This is a genomic window from Bradyrhizobium daqingense (assembly GCF_021044685.1).
Taxonomy (GTDB): domain Bacteria; phylum Pseudomonadota; class Alphaproteobacteria; order Rhizobiales; family Xanthobacteraceae; genus Bradyrhizobium; species Bradyrhizobium daqingense.
This window is the reverse complement of sequence record NZ_CP088014.1, coordinates 7,916,952-7,939,286: the sequence shown is the minus strand read 5'-3', so window position 1 is coordinate 7,939,286 and position 22,335 is coordinate 7,916,952. Positions and strand designations below refer to the sequence as shown.

General features: G+C 59.9%; 13 protein-coding genes, 1 tRNA gene, 8 pseudogenes and 1 riboswitch. Of the genes and pseudogenes, 15 read left to right on the top strand and 7 right to left on the bottom strand.

Annotated features, from left to right (window positions below):
- Nucleotides 1-73 precede the first annotated feature (73 nt).
- Nucleotides 74-265 carry a hypothetical protein gene (locus tag LPJ38_RS37600; protein WP_014498042.1) on the bottom strand — a complete coding sequence of 64 codons (192 nt, stop codon included), beginning with the start codon at nt 263-265 and terminating at the stop codon, nt 74-76.
- 411 nt (nt 266-676) lie between these two features.
- Here LPJ38_RS37600 and LPJ38_RS37595 point away from each other — a divergent pair.
- Both LPJ38_RS37595 and LPJ38_RS37590 read left to right on the top strand, forming a co-directional pair.
- Nucleotides 677-1,459: pseudogene (locus tag LPJ38_RS37595) on the top strand (IS5-like element ISBj2 family transposase).
- Between the two features lie 851 nt (nt 1,460-2,310).
- Nucleotides 2,311-3,849, top strand: coding sequence for a DUF1521 domain-containing protein (locus tag LPJ38_RS37590; protein WP_014498039.1), 1,539 nt, complete (start codon nt 2,311-2,313; stop codon nt 3,847-3,849).
- 715 nt (nt 3,850-4,564) lie between these two features.
- Here the strand turns inward: LPJ38_RS37590 and LPJ38_RS37585 are convergent.
- Both LPJ38_RS37585 and LPJ38_RS37580 read right to left on the bottom strand, forming a co-directional pair.
- Nucleotides 4,565-4,768, bottom strand: a complete 204-nt coding sequence (locus tag LPJ38_RS37585; protein WP_011084467.1) for a hypothetical protein — start codon at nt 4,766-4,768, stop codon at nt 4,565-4,567.
- A 628-nt stretch (nt 4,769-5,396) separates the two neighbouring features.
- Nucleotides 5,397-5,639, bottom strand: a pseudogene (locus tag LPJ38_RS37580) (hypothetical protein); the annotation flags it as partial.
- Between the two features lie 398 nt (nt 5,640-6,037).
- Here LPJ38_RS37580 and LPJ38_RS37575 point away from each other — a divergent pair.
- The 6 genes and pseudogenes from LPJ38_RS37575 (at nt 6,038) to LPJ38_RS37550 (ending at nt 10,295) form a co-directional block, all read left to right on the top strand.
- Nucleotides 6,038-6,845 (top strand): annotated as a pseudogene (locus LPJ38_RS37575) (IS6 family transposase).
- Between the two features lie 288 nt (nt 6,846-7,133).
- Nucleotides 7,134-7,940 (top strand): glycoside hydrolase family 12 protein, encoded by an 807-nt coding sequence (locus LPJ38_RS37570; protein WP_011084471.1) that lies wholly within the window; start codon nt 7,134-7,136, stop codon nt 7,938-7,940.
- 81 nt (nt 7,941-8,021) lie between these two features.
- Nucleotides 8,022-8,200: pseudogene (locus LPJ38_RS37565) on the top strand (IS21 family transposase); the annotation flags it as partial.
- A 63-nt stretch (nt 8,201-8,263) separates the two neighbouring features.
- Nucleotides 8,264-8,335: pseudogene (locus LPJ38_RS37560) on the top strand (hypothetical protein); the annotation flags it as partial.
- A 60-nt stretch (nt 8,336-8,395) separates the two neighbouring features.
- A pseudogene (locus tag LPJ38_RS37555) lies at nt 8,396-8,686 on the top strand (IS110 family transposase); the annotation flags it as partial.
- A gap of 193 nt (nt 8,687-8,879) precedes the next feature.
- Nucleotides 8,880-10,295, top strand: a complete 1,416-nt coding sequence (locus tag LPJ38_RS37550) for a class I SAM-dependent methyltransferase (RefSeq protein WP_231088545.1) — start codon at nt 8,880-8,882, stop codon at nt 10,293-10,295.
- Between the two features lie 401 nt (nt 10,296-10,696).
- Here the strand turns inward: LPJ38_RS37550 and LPJ38_RS37545 are convergent, their stop codons facing one another.
- Complete coding sequence (locus tag LPJ38_RS37545; RefSeq protein ID WP_014498031.1) at nt 10,697-11,143, bottom strand: hypothetical protein; 447 nt, start codon at nt 11,141-11,143, stop codon at nt 10,697-10,699.
- Between the two features lie 376 nt (nt 11,144-11,519).
- Nucleotides 11,520-11,721, bottom strand: a riboswitch (cobalamin riboswitch).
- A 237-nt stretch (nt 11,722-11,958) separates the two neighbouring features.
- The gene (locus tag LPJ38_RS37540) at nt 11,959-12,081 is read right to left on the bottom strand and encodes a transposase (RefSeq protein WP_038937273.1); all 123 of its coding nucleotides are present in this window, start codon (nt 12,079-12,081) and stop codon (nt 11,959-11,961) included.
- Between the two features lie 400 nt (nt 12,082-12,481).
- Between LPJ38_RS37540 and LPJ38_RS37535 the strand changes: the two genes are divergently transcribed.
- From LPJ38_RS37535 to qatD, 5 genes are all read left to right on the top strand, one after another.
- A complete protein-coding gene (locus LPJ38_RS37535; RefSeq protein WP_231088544.1) occupies nt 12,482-13,579 on the top strand; it encodes a hypothetical protein in 1,098 nt (365 codons plus the stop codon).
- Nucleotides 13,500-15,107, top strand: coding sequence for a P-loop NTPase fold protein (locus LPJ38_RS37530; RefSeq protein ID WP_099421827.1), 1,608 nt, complete (start codon nt 13,500-13,502; stop codon nt 15,105-15,107). The genes LPJ38_RS37535 and LPJ38_RS37530 overlap by 80 nt, the downstream gene beginning before the upstream one ends.
- 163 nt (nt 15,108-15,270) lie before the next feature.
- Nucleotides 15,271-15,969 (top strand): Qat anti-phage system associated protein QatB, encoded by a 699-nt coding sequence (qatB, locus tag LPJ38_RS37525; RefSeq protein WP_224517554.1) that lies wholly within the window; start codon nt 15,271-15,273, stop codon nt 15,967-15,969.
- On the top strand, nt 15,966-17,240 hold the full coding sequence (gene qatC / locus LPJ38_RS37520) for a Qat anti-phage system QueC-like protein QatC (RefSeq protein ID WP_014498023.1): 1,275 nt from the start codon (nt 15,966-15,968) through the stop codon (nt 17,238-17,240). The genes qatB and qatC overlap by 4 nt, the downstream gene beginning before the upstream one ends.
- Nucleotides 17,237-18,001 (top strand): Qat anti-phage system TatD family nuclease QatD, encoded by a 765-nt coding sequence (qatD, locus tag LPJ38_RS37515; RefSeq protein WP_014498022.1) that lies wholly within the window; start codon nt 17,237-17,239, stop codon nt 17,999-18,001. Before qatC ends, qatD begins: the two co-directional genes overlap by 4 nt.
- 227 nt (nt 18,002-18,228) lie before the next feature.
- On the opposite strand, the gene LPJ38_RS37510 is transcribed toward qatD, so the two are convergent.
- Nucleotides 18,229-18,304: transfer RNA gene (locus LPJ38_RS37510), tRNA-Ile, on the bottom strand.
- 802 nt (nt 18,305-19,106) lie between these two features.
- Nucleotides 19,107-19,866, bottom strand: a pseudogene (locus LPJ38_RS37505) (IS6 family transposase).
- Between the two features lie 243 nt (nt 19,867-20,109).
- Here LPJ38_RS37505 and LPJ38_RS37500 point away from each other — a divergent pair.
- Nucleotides 20,110-21,972 (top strand): NEL-type E3 ubiquitin ligase domain-containing protein, encoded by a 1,863-nt coding sequence (locus tag LPJ38_RS37500; protein ID WP_095426901.1) that lies wholly within the window; start codon nt 20,110-20,112, stop codon nt 21,970-21,972.
- Nucleotides 21,973-22,121: 149 nt separating this feature from the next.
- Nucleotides 22,122-22,334, top strand: a pseudogene (locus tag LPJ38_RS37495) (IS110 family transposase); the annotation flags it as partial.
- Nucleotide 22,335: the final 1 nt, after the last annotated feature.

Here is a 22,335-nt window from a genome sequence, read left to right as displayed (position 1 = left end):
CACGGCTCTTCCGGAGTTCGTCATTCACTGCGCGGATCCGGTAGCGACGCGCTGAGCCGCCGTCTTGGCAGACTTATTGGACGCGCTCGTCGGCGACCTTCTTCTCAGAAGAGAGCTCGGTCGTAATTCTGCGCATTGCCACGGCCTGGGCCTGAACTTTTTGGCTAACACGCTCGAACTCAGCCATCTGGTTCTGGAAACCGGCATCCTGGGTCTGCTGGGTAGCAGGAGCGGCGCCGTTACCGCCAACACTATTAACCGCCATGTCTATTCACCTTTCTTTATGATAGTCGTTAGTTGTGGCCTGCTACGTCGGGCGGGCCGACGATACGAGGGGCAGGAATAGAAAGAAAGACGGTGCTCGCCCCCCAGACTTCTCAGGCTCAGTTCGGCGCTCTTGCCGAGACCAACGGTCTTGGGCTGTACGTTGTCCGTTTTGCCGGCGTTCTTGTTTTCGGCGGCCATCGCTTTCTCCTATGCTCGTCTTGTTACGTCTCAATAGACGTGCTCGCCTAGAGTTCAGCAGCCTCACGCTAGGCGGGCTACCTTTCGAGAAGCTGACGAGTCTCGGTCGGGGTGATTAGGTCGATCCTTTGCAGCAGCCCATCACCTGCCGGCAGCTGCAACCTCACCTAGGGTCTGTACCTAAATAGCGCCACGTGATTCTCTTGCCTACGTGTTGATTCGGGGGCGAGAGAATGCGCGCTGGTTTGTTTTGGCTGAACGACAGGCAATGGGCGCGTATCGAACCGCATCTGCCGAGGGGACTGACGGGGCCGGATCGGGACGACGACCGACGCATCGTCAGCGGCATCATTCACATGCTGCAATCGGGTGCACGATGGCGTGATTGTCCACGTGAATACGGCCCTTACACGACGATCTACAATCGCTTCAATCGCTGGGCCAAGCGAGGACGATGGTGCGCAATCTTCGAAGCGCTGGCCAAGCCTGGCGAAGACGGCGTCGTACTGTCGCTCGACTCGACCTCGATTAAAGCTCACCGGTGTGGCTCCGGCGGAAAAGGGGGGAGCACAATCAAGCAATCGGCCGCTCGCGCGGAGGCCGCACGACAAAAATCCATGCGCTGAGCGATCCGCTCTGCCGGCCGGTCGTCCTGCATCTGACTCCAGGCCAGGATGCCGATATCGCTGCGGCTCCCGATGTCCTGGCGCTCGCGCCACCCATGAGCGTGCTCCTCGCCGACAAAGGGTATGATGGCGACAAGCTTCGCGGCGCAATCATTCGTCGTGGCGCCAAGCCCGTAATCCCCAATAAATCTAACCGTGTCGTCATCCATCGCTTCAACAAACGCGCCTACAAAGGACGAAATGTCATCGAACGCTGCTTTGGCAGGCTCAAGGACTTCCGGCGCATCGCCACGCGATATGACAAGCTCGCCCGTAATTTTTTGGCCGCTGTTCATCTCGCCGCTCTCGTCGCATATTGGCTCAATTGAGTCTGGACCCTAGCTAGTGAGGCTAGCAGCGAAATTCTGACCTACGTGCGCGGTCAGGCGCGCACTTGGATCGATCGGCCAACAGGTTGGCTGTGGCGTTTGTCGATCAGCGCTGAGTCATCCAATCTGAAGTCTTTGGAGACTCATGGCGTGGGGCGGTAGCCTGGTTAGGGCCGCGCGCTGATGCTGTAGAGGCTGTTGGTGTGATCGCCGGTATCCCCACAGATCGCGTCCGGAATCTTCGGATCGCCGCTGGCGGCAATAGCGGCGTGGCCGGAGCGGTTGGAATGCTGCTTCCCAGATCCGCTGGAGTGACTGGCGGAATTGCGGCGACCGCGTCACTTATCGACAGAATGATATGCCTCTCGGTCCCGATGATTGTTGCATCAAGAGCAAGCGGCGTGAATCTCGCATGCAACAGGACCGATCGGCGCAGCCGACATCGGACAGTCGATCGATGTTAACGAAGCGACGTATCACATGTGATCGGCGGGCGTCGATAGTTGCCTGAGATGGTCCGTCGTGACGGCCGGCCGCCGCGAGCAACCATGCGATCCGCACCCCTCGGATGCTACGAGGGTTGCGATGCTCAGTCGGTGGTTCATTGTCGTCAGCTTTTCGACAGGTGCTGCAGGTAGAGTCCCTGCGAGTTCGATGGGCGCGATATGCTCGCGCCGAGCCGCTGCGAAGGTGATGAGAGAGGGGGCTCATCGAGGCTGCCGGGGCTGGTGGCGAGAGGCATTCATTCGCTCACCATCGGGCCAAGGGTGCGGCCTGAAATGCTTCCTGTTGATGTGCGCATAACGCTCGCAGTTTTACCGCTTTCTTCGATGCAATCAGGAGTGAACTAAATGGCGTATCTTCCCGTGGCCGGTCTCCCCGTGGTCGGCGCACTCGATTCGACGGTAAATGGGGTGGGGTCAGAGGGGGTGGTTGCCAGCCCAGCTTTCAGCACACTGTTGGGACAGTATGTCACGCCGGGTGCCTACCAGTACCTGCCGGCAGGCGCTGCCGTCGTTGTCGCTCCGGTGGTCGTTCCTGCAGGTGGCGTCACAACCGCTGTCGTGGCTCCGGCGGTCGTCACTCCAGTCGTGGCTGCTCCCGTGTACATGATGGCTCCGCCTCCTCCTTTCATGCTGTTGAGCCAGCAAAGTTCGGGTTCGGAGCCTTCCGTCGATCCGGTATGGACGCATGAGGTCAAGGATGGCAAGGCCACGATCAACCTCGGCGACAAATATACGATCACAGCCAATGAGAAGGATGGCACCTGGACCGTCCGCAACAACCAGACCGGCCATGTCACGAAGATCCATGGCGATCCCCATGTTGACGCTAACGGGGACGGCAAGGATGACTTCGACTTCAAGAAAGATATGACCTTCCAGCTCGACGATGGGACCAAGATTACCGTCAATAATGTCGACTACGGTAATGGTGAGACCATCTCCTCAAGGCTGACCATTACGAACGGCCACAACGCGATGGTTGTGGAGGGGCTCGGCGACGACAAGGATGGCAAAAACAATCTGAGGGTGACTCAGTCCAACGCTGGCATGACTCTTGATGAGCTGACACCCGATGGTGCCCAGACGATCCATGAGAGCGGCCAAGGCTGGGTCGATGGCGCCGGCGGCGTGGTGAATCAGGCGAGTATCGATGCCGGCGAACAGGGTCGCGCGCCGGGCAACTACCAGTCTGCAAGCGCAACGCCTGCCAGTGCAACACCCGTGTTCTTCGTTCCTCCTCCACCGCCGCCTCTTGCGATGGTTCCGTTTGCCGTCGCTCAGACGCCAGCGCCGTCATCTCAGCCAGCGCCAGTGTGGTCGCACGAGGTCAAGGACGGCAAGGCGACGATCAACCTTGGTGATAAGTATACGATCACAGCCGATGAGAAGGACGGCACCTGGACCGTTAGGAACAACCAGACCGGCCATGTCTCGAGGATCCACGGCGATCCTCACGTCGATGCTAATGGCGACGGCAAGGACGATTTCGACTTCAAGAAAGGTATGACCTTCCAGCTCGACGACGGCACGAAGATTACGGTGGACACGGTCGATTATGGCAAGGGAAAAACCATCTCCTCGAAGCTCACCATCACCAACGGCGACAATGCCATGGTTGTGGAGGGACTCGGCGACGACAAGGATGGGAAAAACAATCTGAAGGTCACGCAGTCTAATGCTGGGCGAACGCTTGATCAGCTGACGTCCGATGGAGCTCAGACAATCCATGAGACAAATCAGGGGTGGGTTGACAACTCCGGACGCAAGGTGACGCAGTCGGTGATCAACCACAATGAGAACCCGGATGCGCCGCCGGATTTCAAGACGATGATGCGCGAGGCCATGTTCCGGCGCATTTTCGGTCGCGATGCACAGCCGGCATGAGGCCTGATCCCGGGGATGTCGGAAACTCGTGGAAGCGGGCGCTAGCGCCCGCCTTTCATTTTCGCCAAACGGCCGCGAGAAGGGCAGCTTGGCGATCTATCGATTTAGGATCGACGGTAACAGCCAGATTGTCTTGGCAATCGCAGCCTTGGCGCCGACAAACGGGCGGAGGGCCTCCAGACCCGGCTACCCGGCTAGAATTGCTGCGGCGCGTTGCCGGCGATGGAGGCGCTGCACGGGAACGGTGCTCTCAGGTCTGTCTGCACGTCAACGTCCTGCAGATGCAGGCGTCGCAGCGAAAATCCCGGCCAAGATCGTAGATTGGATTGGGGACGGCCTCGGCGGCGCGATCTACCCTCGGCTCAAAAGCATAAGCCACTGTTTCGCGTTGAGCCCTGCCTGTCTTTAGCCTACCAAGCCGGGCGTGAACCCTTGCGCTCCCAGAACATCCATCATCCTCTCACGAAGCCGGAGGCGCCATGGCTTTGAGCATCACCATTTCCGTCAAAGTCTGCTGTTGGGGACGCCAAAGGGACGTCGCAGCAGCCCGCTGCCAAAAAGATCCAGGTGCATTCGGATTCGCGGAGCAGTTCGCAGCGGACCTGAAAGATCATAGAATGCGCATCTAACTGCTGGCGTGTGCCAAAGTCTCACTTGGCACGTCTTCGATTCAATCACCAGGCGGCCGTATCGCTATCTGGCGCCGACCATCGGCTCATCCATCATCAAGCTCGCTCATGGCCTCATCCATATCCGACTGCGAATCGCTTATGACTTGCGTCGCGACGGAAACGAGAGCCTTTTCGAATGCTCGGCGCAGTAGCGCTGCACGCGTGTCATCGCCGCCGTTCTCGGCGGTGTCGGAGGGGGCGCCAACCTGCGACGCTGTTGCATTGATATCGGCTGCGTCTGCGTTCATGTCGTAACACCCGGATAGCGGCGTCGCCTAGATGACCTATCCTCTTCATGCTAGCAGGAGCAGCTTGCGAAAAGCTGACTAAGATCGAGCTTCCTTGGCGGCTTCATCCATGATCGAGAAGGATCATGAGCACGCGCCAGCGGAAGTGATGACATTCAAAGCGGCGCGCGATGCTGCTGTCGAGCTGGCTGCACGCAAGCGGGCCAATCTCGTCAAGGTGCTGCCTTAAAGCATTGCGGACTCAGGGCTTTACCTCCGACGGTTCAATCACGAAGTAGCATGTACCGGGGCGAAGGCCGCATACGTTATCGCAGGTGCACGAGCCGCCATCACATTCGTCTCCTTTTCCGCCAGTTAGCAATTCGTGGAACAGAAACGCGCCCTCTGCAAATTCCTTTGCGTTGCCTTGGCGAACTCCTCGGATACCGTTTTTCGATTGAGCGATTGCTTTCGTATACAGATGAAGTTTCGGGCAGTTCGCAGCAATGCCGAACGCCGCGCCCTGCAGAAATGCAACGCTTCGGCCATCGGCGTGCGCTGATGATGAGCACGGCCGTTGTTGGCGATTTGAACAACATCAGACCTCTTGTCCCCATAACACCATACCGATTGCGGCGCTAAAGCATCGCTACCCTGCTGTTGGCTGATCTTCCTTATCCGCGCCGCGCATCACGATCTTCAGCGCATCATCCGGCAACGGCCGCTGCAATGCCTTTGCTTCATCCCGCGGCGCGCGCATCCATACGTCGCGCTCCTCATCGGTCGTCAGGAAGCCATAAACGAGGTGAGGGCCGGGGGCCGGCTTGGACTTGGTGCCCCGGTCGCCCTTGAACCCGGTCCAGATGCCCGCGATCAGATGGGCATGGCGGCTACCGGCCGGTTGTACACGCCGCTCGCGGGAGAGATCGACAGGCGCGCAGCCAGCCAAGGAGCAAGGTTGTGTTCCAGCCAGCCATGGCAATCGCTGATGAGCGATCCTCATCAGTGGTCGCGTTGTCGACCGTGGTGAGGCATCCGGGCGAAACTTTGCGCCGCAATGCTGCTCGAAGAACAGGGAGTCGTCCAGAAACCTGACGGCGTTTGCCCCTGAGGTTGGTGAGCGTGATTTTGGTTTGATGAGCGCTCATCCATGCGAATAAGTTGCTGAGAAACACGATGCCAGCAGGTCGGACAAAGCCGAGATTGCCGAAATCGTTGATGACCTCCGGCGGCCAGCCGTTGACGGCGTGCGCCGCAAGATCGGCCGCAACCTTCGACAGGGACAGTCCATTGAATGGTACCGTCAAATTAACGAATTGGAGCGGCGGAGGGGTAGACGACCGGCAGACCGCCCGGGACCCTCTTTATCGCCGCCATCGCACCGGAAGTGATCAGTTATCCCGTTTGGTTATATTTCCGGCTTCCCTTAAGCTTGCGGATGGTCGAGGAAATGCTGGCGGCGCGTGGCATTGGCGTGACCTATGAAACCGTGCGCCAGTGGGGACGGAAATTCGGCAAGCCGTTCTCCGATCGGATCCGCCAGCGCACTCCCCCTCGCGGTGACAAATGGCATCTGGACGAAGTCGTTATCTCGATCGCGGGCGAACAACATTGGCTCTGGCGCGCTGTCGACCAGAATGGCTTCGTTCCTGACGTCTTGATCCAGCGCCGAAGAAACTCGCGCGTTGCGCAGCGGCTCATGAAGAAGCTCTTGAAATCCGCCGGCACGCCGCCGCGCGTTATGATCACGGATAAGCTGCGTTCGTACGGCGCTGCGAGGGCGAAGATGGGCTTACACGTCGAACATCGCCAGCACAAAGCTCTCAACAATCGGGCCGAGAATTCTCATCAGCCGACGCGGCGACGCGAGCGGATCATGACGCGCTTCAAATCGTCCCGTCAGGCTCAACGGTTTCTGTCCGTTCACGATCAGGTCGCGAACCTTTTCCACATCCCCTATCCCGGCGCCGCCACCGCCGACTTCCGTCGTGCTTCGCGCGAGCGAGCCTTTGCGACTTGGCGCGAGATCTCCATGACAAGCGCTATCGCCGACTCTCGACCTCTGAGAATCGCCTCCTTCGGCTCGGCGGTCGATTAAGTTGACGATGCCCCCTGATGAGCCAGAGCCTCCCTTCTCGAAAAGCCTGATCAGTCTCAAATTGTCTGACGACGGACAATCGTTGCCACTGTCTCAGCCAGGCTGCTGTCATCCGAAAGACGGCAAATCCGGGCGCGGGTCCACCCTTCTTCCCGAGCTCGTCAGCTTCTCGAAAGCCAACCTTCCTAGCATTCAAGCCCGGTCTCTAGATGCCGATGCCGCCCATGCTGAACTAGGGGGCCCGCTAGTGGATCTGCAGGAGATTTTGTTATCAGAAAGGAGAGCTTTATGGATTCCAATCGGATAAGCGGTGCCGGCGCGCAAGGGTCTCCAACGGGTTACGTCCGGACACAGGAGGATCATGATCTATTTAGGCAGGCCGCGAATGAAGCCCGGTCATTATCATCTGCCGGGCCTGTGTCGGCACAGACGCCGATTTGGCGTTCGAGCGCTCCATACGGAAGCTTTTCACGCGATGGCTACTCTTGGAACAACGACGTATGGGGCCCGCACCCTGGGCCTCAGACGATTTCGGTGAGTGCAGCCAACCGGTGGAGCGTGTGGTCGAACCAGCCCAATACTCCTGGCATCAAGAGCTATCCGCACGTGGCTTTCAATATCGGGAAACCGCTCAGCTCAATCAACACTCTGAGCTCGAGCTTCAATCAGGAAGTTCCCACTGGCGGCGCCTGGGATGTCGCCTACGATATCTGGGACAGCTCAGACCGACATGAGATAATGCTCTGGACAAACTACACCGGAAACTCGGACGGGAGCGGCAACGTTAAGCCCATTTCATATCATTATGCCCCTTCCGGTGCGGCGATTCCGGTCTACAGCAATGTCAATGTAGGCGGGGCGACTTGGAACGTGTTTGAAGGCGAAGGCTCCGATGGTCACAAGGTCATCTCATTGCTGCGCACTTCGAAGACCAACAGCGGGACAGTGGACATCAAGAGTATCCTGCAGTGGATCAAGTCGAAGGGGTACTTTGGCGACATAAACGTCGGTAGCGTCCAATACGGCGTCGAGATTACCTCGTCCCCGGGGGGAAAGAACTTCAATTTCAACAACTGGTCCGTGACTTCGAAGTGAAGTCCGCGCGGGCGGTAAGGTGAGCTGCGCTATGCCAATGAGCCACGCTGACTGACGGCCTTGGCTTGCCGCTCACATCCCGACCGCCACGATCCCGGCCTCAACCGAACCTATGCCGAGATGGCAAGCCATTACGGCACGGCCATCTCGCAGCCCGGCCGCGGCGCCCAAAAGATAAGGCAAAGGTCGAAGTTGCGGTGCAAGTCGCGCAGCGATGGATTTTGGCGCGGCTGCGCAACCAACGCTTCTTTTCGTTGGCGTGACCTGCCACTGAGCATTTCCTCCAGAAGGATTCAGAGTCCGCCCCGAAGAAGGACGGACAGATGAAGCGAGCAAGGTTCACGGAAGAGCAGATTATCGCAGTGTCGAAGGCGCATGAGGCCGGGGCGAAGACGGCCGACCTAGCTCGCAAGCACGGGGTCTCCGAAGCGACGATCTACAATTGGAAGGCCAGCTCGCAATGGTTGGCACGCAAGATCGCCGCGATGGGGCATACCGTCCGCATTATTCCGGCTCAATTCGTCAAGCCTTATGTAAAGTCCAACAAAAGTGACATCATCGATGCCGCAGCGATCGCGGAAGCAGTGACGCGACCAACAATGCGCTTCGTCGAAATACGGTCGCCCGAACACATTGACCTGCAAGCGCTGCATCGTGTTCGCGATAGGATGATTTCGCAACGGACGTGCCTCATAAATCAGATGCGCGCTTTTTGCCTTGAATATGGGATCGCTACTCGACTCGGGAAGCGTCCGAGGGAGGGTGTTTCCTCCCTTCGGCCATCACCTTATCCGTTGACCGTCGGCTACTTTTCTGACTCAATCAAGCCGTTTATGGACCGGTCTTAACAACCTCGGGGGCGGCATGGATTCGATCCTTCGCGTTCTGATGCCCTTCTTCGGGCCGAAGAACTATTCTGAGATGCTCTAGAAGAACGCTTTGGCGGATTTCTGGCTGACCTTAGCCTGCTCGTTCCTGGTGAGGTACGATCCTTGGATTAACGGTCTTTTCTTGCGAGTTGAGCATCTGCCCGGCGTCAAGGAATTCGCCACGGCTATTAAAGCTCCTGAGGTGAACGTGGGCGGCTTCGCGCTTGCTTTGCTGGTGCTCATCTTCAGCAGGGTCACCCGATTCCATGATCGGATTTCGGACATATTTAAGATCAGGGCGAGGTTCGACCGCGCTAACATCCTTCTCCCTCTGGCTGTCATGTCGGGTGCGCAGATGTCGGCCCGTCAGGTGGCAAATCTCAAACGCGACCGCCATCCCCTCGTGAGAGCGACGTTCTACAAATACGCGTCCAGCCGAAGCGAACATCCGCTCGTCGACAAGCACGACATCGAAAGCGCATTGGAGGCTTGGCACATATTGGGTTGCCTTGGAGTGGCTCTTCATACTCACAGGCTTCGCGGTCTTATCCGCCTTCGCCAGGGCAGCTTGGTTTCTGATCATTTTTTGGACCGCCTCGATGGCCGCGCTTCTATTTATGCATCTTCGGTATGGATTGCTGGAACGAAGGGCGGATCCCCAGATCCAACAGATAGCCGGGAATGCCGAGGCAAGTGCAGGCAACCGCCAAGCATTCACAGAGGCGGCCATCTGATGTGGTACAAGATCGGGAAGGATATCATCGTCCGGAGCGAAAACGCAGCCAAGCCGGAAACACAGAGTTGGGCCTATCTTAAGAAGCTGATCTCGCGTCTCGAGCCAATTCATTCCAGCTTCGACTTTGGCTGCGGCAAACTGCGTTACGAACGGGCAATAGCCAAAACCACCGGCGAACTTGCGTTGGTGGATTCGGAAGTGCAGCTTTCAAGGGGTCAAATGATCCGCGGTCGTTCGACCACCATCCGCGATTACGTCGGCAAATCAAATCACGTCCACGCCCTCACCGTGGGTCAGTTTGCCTCCCATGACCGGAGATACGACCGCGGCTTCTGCATAAACGTTCTTTCTGTGATCCCATCGGCAAGCGTGAGACTTGGCATCGTTCAACTGATGAGAGCTAAGCTAAAGCCAAACGGCACTTGCTTGTTTGTGACGCTCTATCGCAATTCTGATTTTACAAGGATGCAGAATCTCCCGAATTGTCAACCATACGGCAACGGCTTCCTCATGGACTCGCTTAGGGGCCATTCCTTCTACGGCCTCATCCCGCCGGACGATCTCGCCGGATTGGTTAAGCGTGCAGGCTTCTCGGTCGAGTCGATCGTGCTGGATGAAGGCTCCGCATACCTGTGGGCCCGAACTCCGGACGGGCGACCTGGACCGATCAATTTCGAAATCCGTGAAACTGCGGAGAACTTTCAGATTCGATCTCAGCCAAGCGTGAGCAACCGCAGCTCGGCAAGGTAGACCAGGCCGGCAGAGACGGCGCTTGGATCCTGAGCAGCAGCCGCGGGGGCTCAAGTCACATCGACGACCTGTCCCGCTTAGGTTCGTCTGCTTCCGATAGTCGGCGATCTGCTGTCTGTAGTGGCCGATGCTCGGCGCATCCGGAGCCACGTCGCTCTTCCAATCGACGACCGCGTCGATGGCGCCGGCCTCGTCGAACGCGATCGCGTCAACCTGTCCGGAGAGCAGGACCTTGCCGCCTTCGTGAGTCTGGCTTCCGAACAACGGGAGCTCGGGGGCGAGACGCGGTCGCGGCGTCACGACGTCCGGAAGAGCGAGCGTCCGCAGCACCGTGGCGGTCAGTTCGACGGCGCTGATGCCCATCTTCGGATCCTCCGCCGGTTCGTGCCCCATCTGCCGGATCAGTTCCGCAGCCCGCGTTTCAAGTCCGCCCTGGCGTCGCAGGCTTCTCCGGTCAGCACCTCCTCGATTAGCTTGTGAAGGATGGTGCCACGCGTCGAACTTCTGAGAACGGCAGCAGGCTCCGCAGCGCCGGTTTCCGGAATTTCCCCGCTTTCGATCTTCGCTTCTGGCTCGTCCACCTGATCAAGTTCGCTCCGGCTCGGGCGACGCCAGATCACGGTCTTGCGCACATCGAAGATAGCGGTCGCCTCGGCGGCGAAGGTCTCGCGGGTCTGCCCGTTCTCTAGCGGCGTGACGTTCCTTTCCTTCGCGGTGCCGACGTCGTTCGGGTTGATCGCCGGGAGACCAGCCAGGCCCAAATCGACGAGCTTTGCCCAGCACTTGTCCGACAGGTCGGCGGAGTGCCTAGGCAGGATCAGCAGGTCGCGCGCCCGGGTCGCGGCCACGTACCAGAGGCGTACGCGCTCGCGCCGCTGCTGCTGCCGCGGTGACGGTGTTGCCCCACGGATTGGCCGAGGAGACAATCACGGATTGAGCAGTTGCGGAGGCTGTGCGGACGCCGATCCCGCTGCGGCGATCGAGGCCAGCACGATTCCTAGCGTCAATGCTGACCCGGACAGCCAGCGCTGTTTGAGCAGGATTGAAGTTGACGCCGAAACTCGCGCCGGCACGGCTACTACGTTTGAAATGAAAACGGTGATGACCACGGGCGAAACAAAAAGCCGTCACGCACATTCGCCGTGAGCGGCAGCCGTTCGCCCCGAATGCGGCAGATCTCGATCGGCTTTGCAACGTCTTGGAGCACCCCGCCCCTGCGTCAGTCCATGACCACGACCGGCAGCAAGGTTTCCTGGCTCGCGGGTTGACGCCTCCGACCACCTTCCCAGGTTCGAACGAACGAACCCAATGGCCCAACTGTCGTCGGCTCGCCGCTTACAGTTGCGGGGGCAGCTTCGGCCTTGTCCGTGAGGACGCACCGTATTCCCTTGATACGCCTTTCGGCGCTACCGATAACCAGACTGAAGGCCCCTCATAACCGAGTCAAGCAAGGGGCGTGAATCGAGTGCTGAGTGACACAACATGTGACAGTTTAGCCCGTCCTATTCGTGAGAGTGCGTTTTTCTAGTCCGATTGATGTGGCCGCACATCTGCTCTGACGAGGCGCACAGGATTGCCTTCGGCTTTTCACCGCCTGACGACCCGTACTTTGCAACGCGCTTGAGGGATAAGTTGGGCGAACGGGGGGCGGACGCCCCGCCGGTCAAGGACTGAGCGGCAGCAGCGCGCCGGGCAAGCCGCGGATCAGGTCGGCTTCGGGACATGCCGCGGCGAACGCAAGGCGAATGCGGCTCGTGGTCTCGACCACACGGGCAGCGAGTTTCAAGAGACTCCGCCTCGACGGCATTTGCGATGTTCGTTTCGATCTTCTCTAGCAAGATCGACCTGATCTGAGGATCGAGGGGCGACTCCGACGTCGAAAGCCCAGCCAAATGTCCCAGCTCTTTGATGCGGCCGTGATGGCCGGCTCGGGTGCCGTTTACATGTCTCAACCGTTCGCACAGTGTATCGAAGCCGGCTTGTCCGCCTATGATCGCCCTGCCTGTCGTGCTGAGCATGTCCGGTGTTAGCCCTGCGAGGTACTTCACGCTGACCCTGAACCGCGCGTCGCGATCTGCAAGGCAGAACGCCATTGCGACGATGGCGTCGAACAGCGCGGAATTCGAGAGGTCATGGTACTCCGCGGGGAGAAGCTTGCGCGCAGCCTGCTTACGGCTAGGGTCAGGGTGAACGAGACCAACCACGAAGTCGAAGGCTTCTTCGTCGGGAATCTCGACGAGAGATTGCTCGAAATCGCGCAAGTCGACGGTCGGAAGGAGCAGATGCGCCAACAGCTTCAGGCCGAACGGCAGCAATTGCTCCAGCAACTTGCTGGATCGGCGGGAGATGTCCGGCGCGCGGAGGATGAGGCACGGCTGTTCGAAGCCATGTTCGCGCAATTCCAGGCCATCCGCGACTCTGGCCTGACCTGCTTTGGATGCGGCGAGGAATTGGCTGCTTTCGATCGCAAGCTGGCGGAAATCGGCAAAAATATCGAAGACGCCAAGCGGAATCGCGATCCCAAGCTCGTTGCCGATCTGGAGCGCCTAGCCGCGGAGGTCAAGACGGCAAACCGGCTCAAGACCGAGACACAGGATGCGTCGACCCGGGCACACAGCGCGAAAGACAGGGCCGAGGGCGCGTATGAAGACTACATGAAGAACAATCGTGAAGTCCTGGCGGTGGCACGTCGCGCCCGCGCGCGCCAGCTGCTGGACGGATTCCCGCAATCGAGGGAGATGAGCGACTACCGGTCGAAGGTGGCCGAAATGGCGGCTCAGTCCTTGTCGGACCGCATCGCTGGGCTGACGGCGGACCGTGAAAACCGTTCTACCAACCGGCGCTCCACCCTGATGAGGGAAATGACGGGCGCCGTGAACAAGCACGGGCAGGACTTCTATCTCGTGCCGCCGTTCACCGCCGAGGAGGCGACGCCGTCGGCCGTCGAGCAGTGGGCGGTCGCCGAAAAGGACCGATTGGATGGGCATGAATTGGTCCAGTACGCGGAGCAGTGTCGGAACGCTGAGACGGAGATGACCTCGGCATTCCGGGACGACCTTCTCCATCGGCTCGACGATGCCTTCACCGGCATCAAGTCCACCCTGAACGAGCTCAACCGCCACCTGAAGGACCGCCAGTTCCACGGGCGCGACTACTACTCGTTCAAGGCGCTCGAGGCCCCGACCCACGTCGCGCGCCGCCCTAATGGACGTCATTGCGGACAAGCTTGCGAACGAGGCCGAAAGCCGCGAGACAGCGCTCGAAAAGGTTGCCGCTCTTGCTAAGCGGGTGAAGTGGCTGCGGGTGGCGAAGCTCGCAACGACGTCGGCGGCTTCGATCTATTTCGGCGTTCCGCCGGTCGGGGCCGCCGGCGAGTTCTTCGAACTCGGCAGAAAGATGTGGAGCGAGGGCTTCGGGAAGAGCGATGCCGATGCGGCGAAGAAGGCCGTCGGCGATGCCGTCAAGGAAGGCGGCGAGCTTCTAAAACCGAAGGAGGAAACGTCTCCTCCGAAGGAAATTCAGGCTCTGCGCGACACGCTCGAGCAAACCCTTGAAGAACTCGGTATCACGCTTGTCGTGTTGATCGACGATCTCGACCGCTGCCTGCCCGAGACAACGATCTCGACGCTCGAAGCCATCCGCCTCTTCCTATTCCTCAAGAACACCGCCTTCGTCATCGCTGCGGACAACGACATGATCAAGCACGCAGTCCGCAAGCACTTCGCGGGCTTCGAAAATGACTTGATGGTAACGAACTACTTCGACAAGCTGATCCAGGTTCCGATCCGCGTGCCGCAACTCGGCACGCAGGAGGTCCGCGCATACATGATGCTGCTATTCGTGGACAACAGCGACCTGCCCGAGCCCGACAAGGAGAAGATTCGCGCCGCCGTGATCCGTCAACTGAAGAGCACTTGGCAGGGCAAGAAGGTGGACCGCGCGTTCGTCAACTCGCTTGACATCGGCTTACCGGGATCGCTGGTCGGGCAACTCGACACTGCCGAGCGGCTGTCTTCGCTCATGACAACGGCGTCCGGAATTGTCGGCAATCCCCGCCTGATCAAGCGCTTCCTGAACGCGCTATCGATCCGCATGACCATCTCCAAGGCGCAGGGTGTGGGCGTGGATGAGGCGGTCCTCGCTAAGCTCCTTCTGTTCGAGCGCATCGGCGACGCCAAAGCCTATGCCGAGCTCGTCAAGAATGTGACGACGGACGCGGAAGGAAAGCCCGCGTTCCTGAAGGACTGGGAGGAGGCAGCGGCCGCCGGTCGCGACCTGGAGACGAAGGATCCGTGGACCGGCGACTTCGTGCGCGAATGGCTGGCGCTTTCGCCGCCGTTGCATGACGTCGATCTCCGCGGGGCTCTTTACGTCAGCCGCGAGCATGCGCCGCTGATCACTCCTGAAGATCGCCTGTCCTCCGACGGCGCCGAACTTCTCGCGGCGATGCTCGAACATCCGGAAATGTCAGCTCGGTTGAGGGACCGCCTGGTCCGGGTGCCCCGGATCGAAACCACAGTGATTATGGATCGACTTCTCGAGCGCGCCCGCAAGGAACAGGAGTGGGGCGCGCCGCAAATACTTACGGCCTGCATTGCGCTCGCCGATGCCGATCCGGTCCAGGGACCGCGTTTGGCGGCGTTCCTCGAGGCGCGCCCTCACCAGCAGATTCAGCCTAGCATCGTGCCGAAGATCAGCGACCGCCCTTGGGCGGCGTCGCTTCTTGAGGTGTGGGGTTCGTCGGGCGACGTTTCTAAACCCGTGAAGAACGCCATCAACAAGACGAGGGCGAATGGGAACGTCGCAGTCTAGCGGGGGCCCGGGCCCGGGCGTCCCGTTGGTGCCGCCTTGGACGCCGGCCGCGCCCCAGGATCCGGTGCCACCTCCTCCGGAGCTTCCCAACGAACAGCCGGATGTACCGCCCGACGGCGCGCCTCCGGACCAAGTGCCCCCGGTTTCTGCTGCACCGCCCGCAGTGCCGCCGCTGCTGCAGCCGTCGCCCATCGCTCCCGAGAAGCGATTCGGCGGCACCCGTGCCAGTCTGGGAGACTTTGCGCGCTCTGGTGACGCGCGTGATCTGAGACGCGGGCTTGGGCACTATATCCGCAACGGGTACGGCGGTTCGAATCCAGCGACCCAGAGGTTTGGTGCCACTGCACAAACCGCTGGTTCGCTCGGCTACACGCTTTACTCGACCGCCTCAGGCGCCGCCGACGCGCCGATCGACGCGGCCGTACTGGCCGGGCGGTCGACGGAAGAGATAGCGACCGCAATCATCGAGGCGGTCAGGCCGGTCGACGGAACTCAGGATGCCGAAGCGGAGCGTGCCGCCATGCACGACGCAATGTCGGAATTGCTGAAGGAGTTTCCGGAAGCCGACCTGCTCAATCTGTCGGACGTCGAACGTGAGTTCGTCATCGAAAAATTCACCGCCATCGATGTCGCCCGGCGCTTCGAACTCGACGTTGGCAAGCACCTTCTCGAACGGGCCCCGACCGCAACGGTCGCAATGTCCCGGTTGAAGCAGATGCGGGCGTACATCGCGGAATCCGTAGCGGCGGCTTTCCGGCGGTTGAGGGACCAGGGGCGAACCCTTACGACGGGACGCGTTGCGAGCGTTGTGCAAGCGGCGCTTCGGGATACGTTCGAGGTATTCGAAGGATACGAAGAATGAGGCTGTTGTGCGCTCCGGCGGACGTCGGCCGCTTCGATGAGGCGGGCACGCTCAGGGTAGTGCTGTACGGCCAGGCAGGCGTCCCTGGTCGAGCGAGCGTAGGCGCCGCTTTACGCGGCGACGTCCGGAAAGAACGGTTTGCTCCCGATAGGCGCGCATGGGATCTCCTTTCCATCTCCAACTCGGTCATGGTGGCGGATGCCGCCGGGCTGCGAACCCAAAGCCCGGATGGATGGACTCGCGAATTCGATCTGGAGATCGCGGTGACCGAACCGGGCTTCTGGAATGGAGTTGCGCCGTTGATCGCCGATGCGCTGGCGTTCTTGACGACCGACAGATGGAGCTTGCGCTTCATCGCGGGCGGAGCGGCAGCTCCCCAGCCGGCGCGTGTGGTCCGGCCGCCGCAGGATTGCGTCGCGCTGTTATCGGGCGGCCTCGACAGTCTGATCGGAACGATTGACCTCGCTGCTGCCGGCACGCTGCCCCTCCTCATCAGTAAGATCGTGCGCGGTGACTCTGAGAAGCAGGAAGAGTTCGCGCATGCGATCGCAGGCGGTCTGAGACACATACAGCTCAACGACAATGCGGTCGTACCAAAACCGAAGGATACCTCGCAGCGCGCCCGTTCGATCATATTTCTCGCCTTCGGAGTTCTCGTCGCGACGGCCCTGGCGCCCTATCAGGAGGGAGCGGCCATTCCCCTATATGTCTGCGAAAACGGGTTCATCGCGATAAATCCACCGCTGACCGGAAGCCGGATCGGAAGCCTGAGCACACGAACGGCGCATCCCCAGTTCCTGGCGTTGTTTCAGGATCTTCTCGACGCCGCTGGCATCCGGGCGGCGCTCTGCACTCCCTACGCCAACAAGACGAAGGGAGAGATGCTGAAGGAATGCAACAATCAGCCGTTGCTGCGCACATTGGCCGTGCGTTCGACGAGTTGCGGTCGATTTCAGAAATTCAAATATAGCCACTGCGGCCGATGCGTACCTTGCCAAGTTCGAAGATCCGCCTTCCTCGCCTGGGGGCAACCGGATCTGACCCAGTACGTCTTTGAAGATATCGGTCGCGACGACGAGCAGCACGCGGGCTTCGACGACGTTCGTTCTGTCGGCATGGCTCTGGCCGCCGCACAAAATGGGGGGTTCGAAGAGTGGCTTGGGAGCGCACTGTCATGGCCGCGAATCGAGAATCGCGAGGCACTGCGGGATATGCTACGTCGGGGGCTCGCCGAACTCGGGCATCTGCATGCGAAATACGGTGTTAAGTGATCGATCTACATGCGCATCTCGACCTCTATCCGGATCCTCAAGCGACGACGAAGGAGTGCGTCGAGCGCAATCTGTTCGTTCTGTCCGTGACGACTACGCCGTCGGCTTGGACCGGGACAGCCGCACTCGCCGAGGGAGCCTCCCGTATTCGCACCGCGCTCGGTCTGCATCCGCAGCTTGCTCACGAACGCCGGAGCGAACTCGCGCTGTTTGAAGATTTGTTGCCGCGAACAAGATACGTCGGCGAGATCGGCCTCGACGGCGGCCCTGAACTGAAGGCAACGTGGGACACGCAGTGTCGGGTGTTCGACAATATCCTGCGAATGTGCGGATCGGCCGGCGGTCGCATCATGACGGTACATAGCCGCCGCGCAGCAGGCCCCGTCCTCGATGCACTGGCCTCGCGGCCCGATTCCGGCATCTCCGTGCTCCATTGGTTTTCGGGATCGCGCCGCGAACTGCAGCGGGCGATTGACCAAGGTTGCTGGTTCAGCGTCGGTCCGGCCATGCTCAACGGCGAACGAGGTCGCGGGTTGGCTGCACTAATGCCGCGCGAACGAATGTTGACCGAGTCAGATGGGCCTTTCGCGCAGGCAGAGGGGCGCTCGCTCTTTCCTTGGGACGTGGCGAAAACCGAACCGATGCTCGCTGAACTGTGGAGCATGGGCCAGGACGAGGTCCGTGACCAGTTGATGTCGAACCTCAAGCGACTGACGACGCAGTTTGCTCCAGAGAATGACCGGTCAACATCAAAGCCGTAGGTCGCCGCTAATCGAGTCACTCTTCCGTAGTCCGCGGACCGACACGGGCGCGGAAGGACCCCCCTCGGTTTTTCTGCGCTCAAGGATCGGCGAGAAGAACGGAGCCAAATTCGTCAACACCGTCAGAAGGATGTGAAATCGAGTCGTTCTTAAAACGAAATCGAGTCGCTCTAAAGGCCCAAATCGAGTCGTTCTAAAAGTGGCCTCACAGCACAATTTGAACTCACTGGTGGGCCCGGCAGGACTCGAACCTGCAACCAGACCGTTATGAGCGGCCGGCTCTAACCATTGAGCTACAGGCCCCGCTGCGGGCGACCGCTCAAAGACGGCCGGCAACGGTGCGCGGCCCGTTTACAGGATAGCCGGCATTCCGGCAATGCCAATTGAAAGAGGCGATTGGGTCCCGCTTTGGCGCTCGCGTCGCTTTATCGGAGCAAAGCTGGAGGGGCCCTTAAGACGTACGGGCTGTCAAGCATGGAAGCGCTGAGCTGACCGAGACAGCCCAGCCTTGCGAAACGGAGTTGACACGGCTCAAAGAGATGCAGACCAAAACTCGCGAGAGCGATCTTCAAATCTAAGGTCGTAAGGTTGTAAGAAAACGGCGCATTGAAAACTACCATACGCGCGTGAATGTAACCGACCATCTCTCGGACCACGGCTCCGTTCTTCTGTTCGACAAACGCCTGGTCGTTCTTGCGGTAAGGCCGGCATTCTAGGCCGGTCATTCCGACAAGATCGATCTCCTCCACGAGGCGTTCGGCCACGGAAGGTCCGATTGTCAGACGTAGACCATCGTCGGTTCGGGCAACGCGGAGTCTGAGGCCTTCGTGCCTATCCATGACATGGGCAAGGCCATGCTCGAGCACTCGGATATTCAGGATTCCGCCGGGCAAGAAGAACAGATCGCCGATGCACGTGGAGGCTGAGCAGGCCAAGGGCTACATGGTGGCCTGGGTCATCGATCGCGCCGATGCAGGCGCCACCAGATGACATTGGTGATTCAAACTCATCGGTTCGACGCTGATCGTAAGCGCAGCTCTGCGGCGCTTTAATTGGCGCTTGACGTCTGTTTGATCACGGTGTGTCCTGGCACGGCATCGTCAACTTAATCGACCGCCGAGCCGAAGGAGGCGATTCTCAGAGGTCGAGAGTCGGCGATAGCGCTTGTCATGGAGATCTCGCGCCAAGTCGCAAAGGCTCGCTCGCGCGAAGCACGACGGAAGTCGGCGGTGGCGGCTCCGGGATAGGGGATGTGGAAAAGGTTCGCGACCTGATCGTGAACGGACAGAAACCGTTGAGCCTGACGGGACGATTTGAAGCGCGTCATGATCCGCTCGCGTCGCCGCGTCGGCTGATGAGAATTCTCGGCCCGATTGTTGAGAGCTTTGTGCTGGCGATGTTCGACGTGTAAGCCCATCTTCGCCCTCGCAGCGCCGTACGAACGCAGCTTATCCGTGATCATCACGCGCGGCGGCGTGCCGGCGGATTTCAAGAGCTTCTTCATGAGCCGCTGCGCAGCGCGCGTCTCTTCGACGCTGGATCAAGACGTCGAGAACGAAACCATTCTGGTCGACAGCGCGCCAGAGCCAATGTTGTTCGCCCGCGATCGAGATAACGACCTCGTCCAGATGCCATTTGTCACCGCGGGCGGGAGCGCGCTGGCGGATCCGATCGGAGAACGGCTTGCCGAATTTCCGTCCCCACTGGCGCACGGTTTCATAGGTCACGCCAATGCCACGCGCCGCCAGCATTTCCTCGACCATGCGCAAGCTTAAGGGAAACCGGAAATACAACCAAACGGCATAGCTGATCACTTCCGGTGGGAAGCGATGGCGGCGATAAAGAGGGTCCTTGGCAGTCCGCATGCCGCTCGTCTACCCCCTCCGCCGCTCCAATTCGTTAACTTGACGGTACCCTCTGACCTCATCTGGCTCAAGCCGAAAGGCTGCACCGAATCGAAGCCGAACTCCTTCACAAATTGCGCAGATCGCTTCCTCAACATGGTTCAACGCTCGTCAGCTCGACGTAAGCTAAATGTCTTAGAGGCTGCAACGTTCGATGTGGGCCGAGAGGTCGCATAATTTGCTCAGTCCGACAAGGAGCAGGAAATGGATCCCTTTGATGCAGGGCAGGCTCAGCGCGGTAATGGCAGCACCGAATCTTCCGGCCGCGAGGACCGGGAAGGTGAGGAGGCGCAGTGGGTTGGAGTCTTGACCCACGCGGTGCTCGCCGCTGACGATCCGGCAAATCTCGGGGATTCTGCTCCTGCGGAGGGGGGGCACGACCAGATGCTGGAGGAGTGGGCTGCCGAAGAGGGGCAGAACCCGCTCGAGGATCGACAAGAGGCTGTAAGGCGAGTGAATGCTTGGAATCAGGGCGATCTGAATCTTGCAATGCTGCGCCTCACCAGCCTGCCTCCACTTCCAGCCGGGCTCCACTCGCTCGACGCGTCCTTCAACCGGCTGACCAGTCTGCCCGAGACTCTCCCTGACGCGCTCAATTCGCTCAATGTTAATGGGAATCAGTTGGTCAGCTTGCCCGCGCTTCCGGCCGGGCTCGCCTTGCTGGACGTGTGGAGCAATCGGCTCACCAGCCTGCCTGAGACCCTCCCGGCCGCGCTCGAGGGCCTCAACGTCGGCAACAACCAATTGACGAGCCTGCCCGAGGCCCTCCCGGCCAGGCTCGAAAGCCTTGACGTTAGTGTAAACCAATTGACGAGCCTGCCCGAGACTCTCCCGGCCAGTCTCGGAAGCCTTGACGTTGGTGTAAACCAATTGACGAGCCTGCCCGAGACTCTCCCGACCAGTCTCGGAAGACTTTACCTTAACGATAACCAGCTAACCAGCCTACCCACGGGCTTGCTAACGCAGTTGGGGGCTGCTGCGGAGGTGGTTGTGTCTGGCAATCCGCTGCCCCAGGAGATGCTGATGAACCTGGACACAATCCAAAGTACCGATGGGTATGCCGGCCCGAGGGTCGTCTTTGATTTGTCTGAGACGCACGAAGATCAGTGGGAGGACGCCGCCGTTGCGCCGTTTCCTCTCGAGACAGTAGCTGCGGAGTCTCTTCCCGAGGCAGTAGCGGACTGGCTCAACGGGGATCCGAAGGAGGGCGATCCCGAGGTGGTGGCCAAGTGGCAGAGCTTTGCAGAAGAACCCGGTGCCCAGCAATACGCAGACTTCCTCAACGGGCTGCGGAATACCGTGAACTCTGGGAACGAAGGATTCCAGCAGGGGGTGGCCAATGATCTGCGGCAGGCAGCGGCCAACCCGCAATTGCGCGCGCAGTACTTCCAGCTTGCTCTTGACGCCAACGAGAGCTGCGCGGATCGCAGAACTTTGACCTGGAACGGCATGCAAACCGCGCGCCTGATCGCCAACGTCGAGAACGGGCTCTATGACAATAACGAGGGGGTAGCGGCCCTCGTTGATCTAGGCCGTGTCATGTTCCGCTTGGAGGCACTGGGGGGGATCGCGCGCGAGAAGGTCCAATCGCTCCGCACAGGCGGCACCATCAACAACGTCGACGAAATCGAGGTCTACCTTGCCTATCAGGCCACGCTGCGCGAGCGGCTGGGGCTGCAGCACATCGCCCCGGACATGAACTACTTCTACGACTCTCACCTCACCGAGGAAGACATTGACAGGGCTGAGACGTCTGTGCGGAGCAAGGAGGCGACGGGGTTCGCCGACTATTTGGCGACGGACTGGAAACCTTGGGACGATGTGGTGCTCCGCATTGAACCGGAACACCATGCCACGATGGAGGAAAAGCTCGCCGATGCCTTGGAGGAGGAGTTCCCGGGCCGACTGAAGCAAAAGCTCGTTGAAGCGGGACTGATCGGCGCTGAGGCCGATGTCGTTGCGGATGCCGAGCGGGAGTTCGGACCCCAGGTCAGCAAGGACATCGCTCGCGAGATCAAGGGTGCTCTGAGGGACACGGTGCTCAACAAACGCGGCCTCAGTCTGTGAAGCGGCGTCTGCTGCTTGACCACGCGGTCCTTCATCCAGATCGAAGGATCAAGCAACTGCCTGAGCGAGGTATTGGTTCAACCGCAGCGGCGGAAACTGAACTGCGACGGCTGATCAGCCATTATGCTGTGAAGCGGCAGTAGTGCTTTGGCAAGACCAAGGCCGTGACCGCCACGGCCCGGAAGATCGCAGTTCTGTTCTACAATGCTGTGCGATACGGAATGGACTATGTCGATCCCGGGGCCTCGTCCTACGAGACGCGCTACCGGACGCGAGTGGTCAACAATTTGCAGCGGCGTGCCAAGGCATTCGGCTTTGTTCACCTGCCCTTGGAGCCGAAAGTAGATGCTGCCGTTTCTTAGG

What these genes read in the sequence shown, in the direction of transcription:
- qatC (WP_014498023.1), top strand. Translation starts at nt 15,966, where the DNA reads ATGAGGCTGTTGTGCGCTCCGGCGGACGTCGGCCGCTTCGATGAGGCG.
- LPJ38_RS37590 (WP_014498039.1), top strand. Translation starts at nt 2,311, where the DNA reads ATGGCGTATCTTCCCGTGGCCGGTCTCCCCGTGGTCGGCGCACTCGAT.
- LPJ38_RS37600 (WP_014498042.1), bottom strand. Translation starts at nt 265, where the DNA reads ATGGCGGTTAATAGTGTTGGCGGTAACGGCGCCGCTCCTGCTACCCAG.
- LPJ38_RS37500 (WP_095426901.1), top strand. Translation starts at nt 20,110, where the DNA reads ATGGATCCCTTTGATGCAGGGCAGGCTCAGCGCGGTAATGGCAGCACC.
- LPJ38_RS37530 (WP_099421827.1), top strand. Translation starts at nt 13,500, where the DNA reads ATGGACGTCATTGCGGACAAGCTTGCGAACGAGGCCGAAAGCCGCGAG.
- LPJ38_RS37570 (WP_011084471.1), top strand. Translation starts at nt 7,134, where the DNA reads ATGGATTCCAATCGGATAAGCGGTGCCGGCGCGCAAGGGTCTCCAACG.
- LPJ38_RS37585 (WP_011084467.1), bottom strand. Translation starts at nt 4,768, where the DNA reads ATGAACGCAGACGCAGCCGATATCAATGCAACAGCGTCGCAGGTTGGC.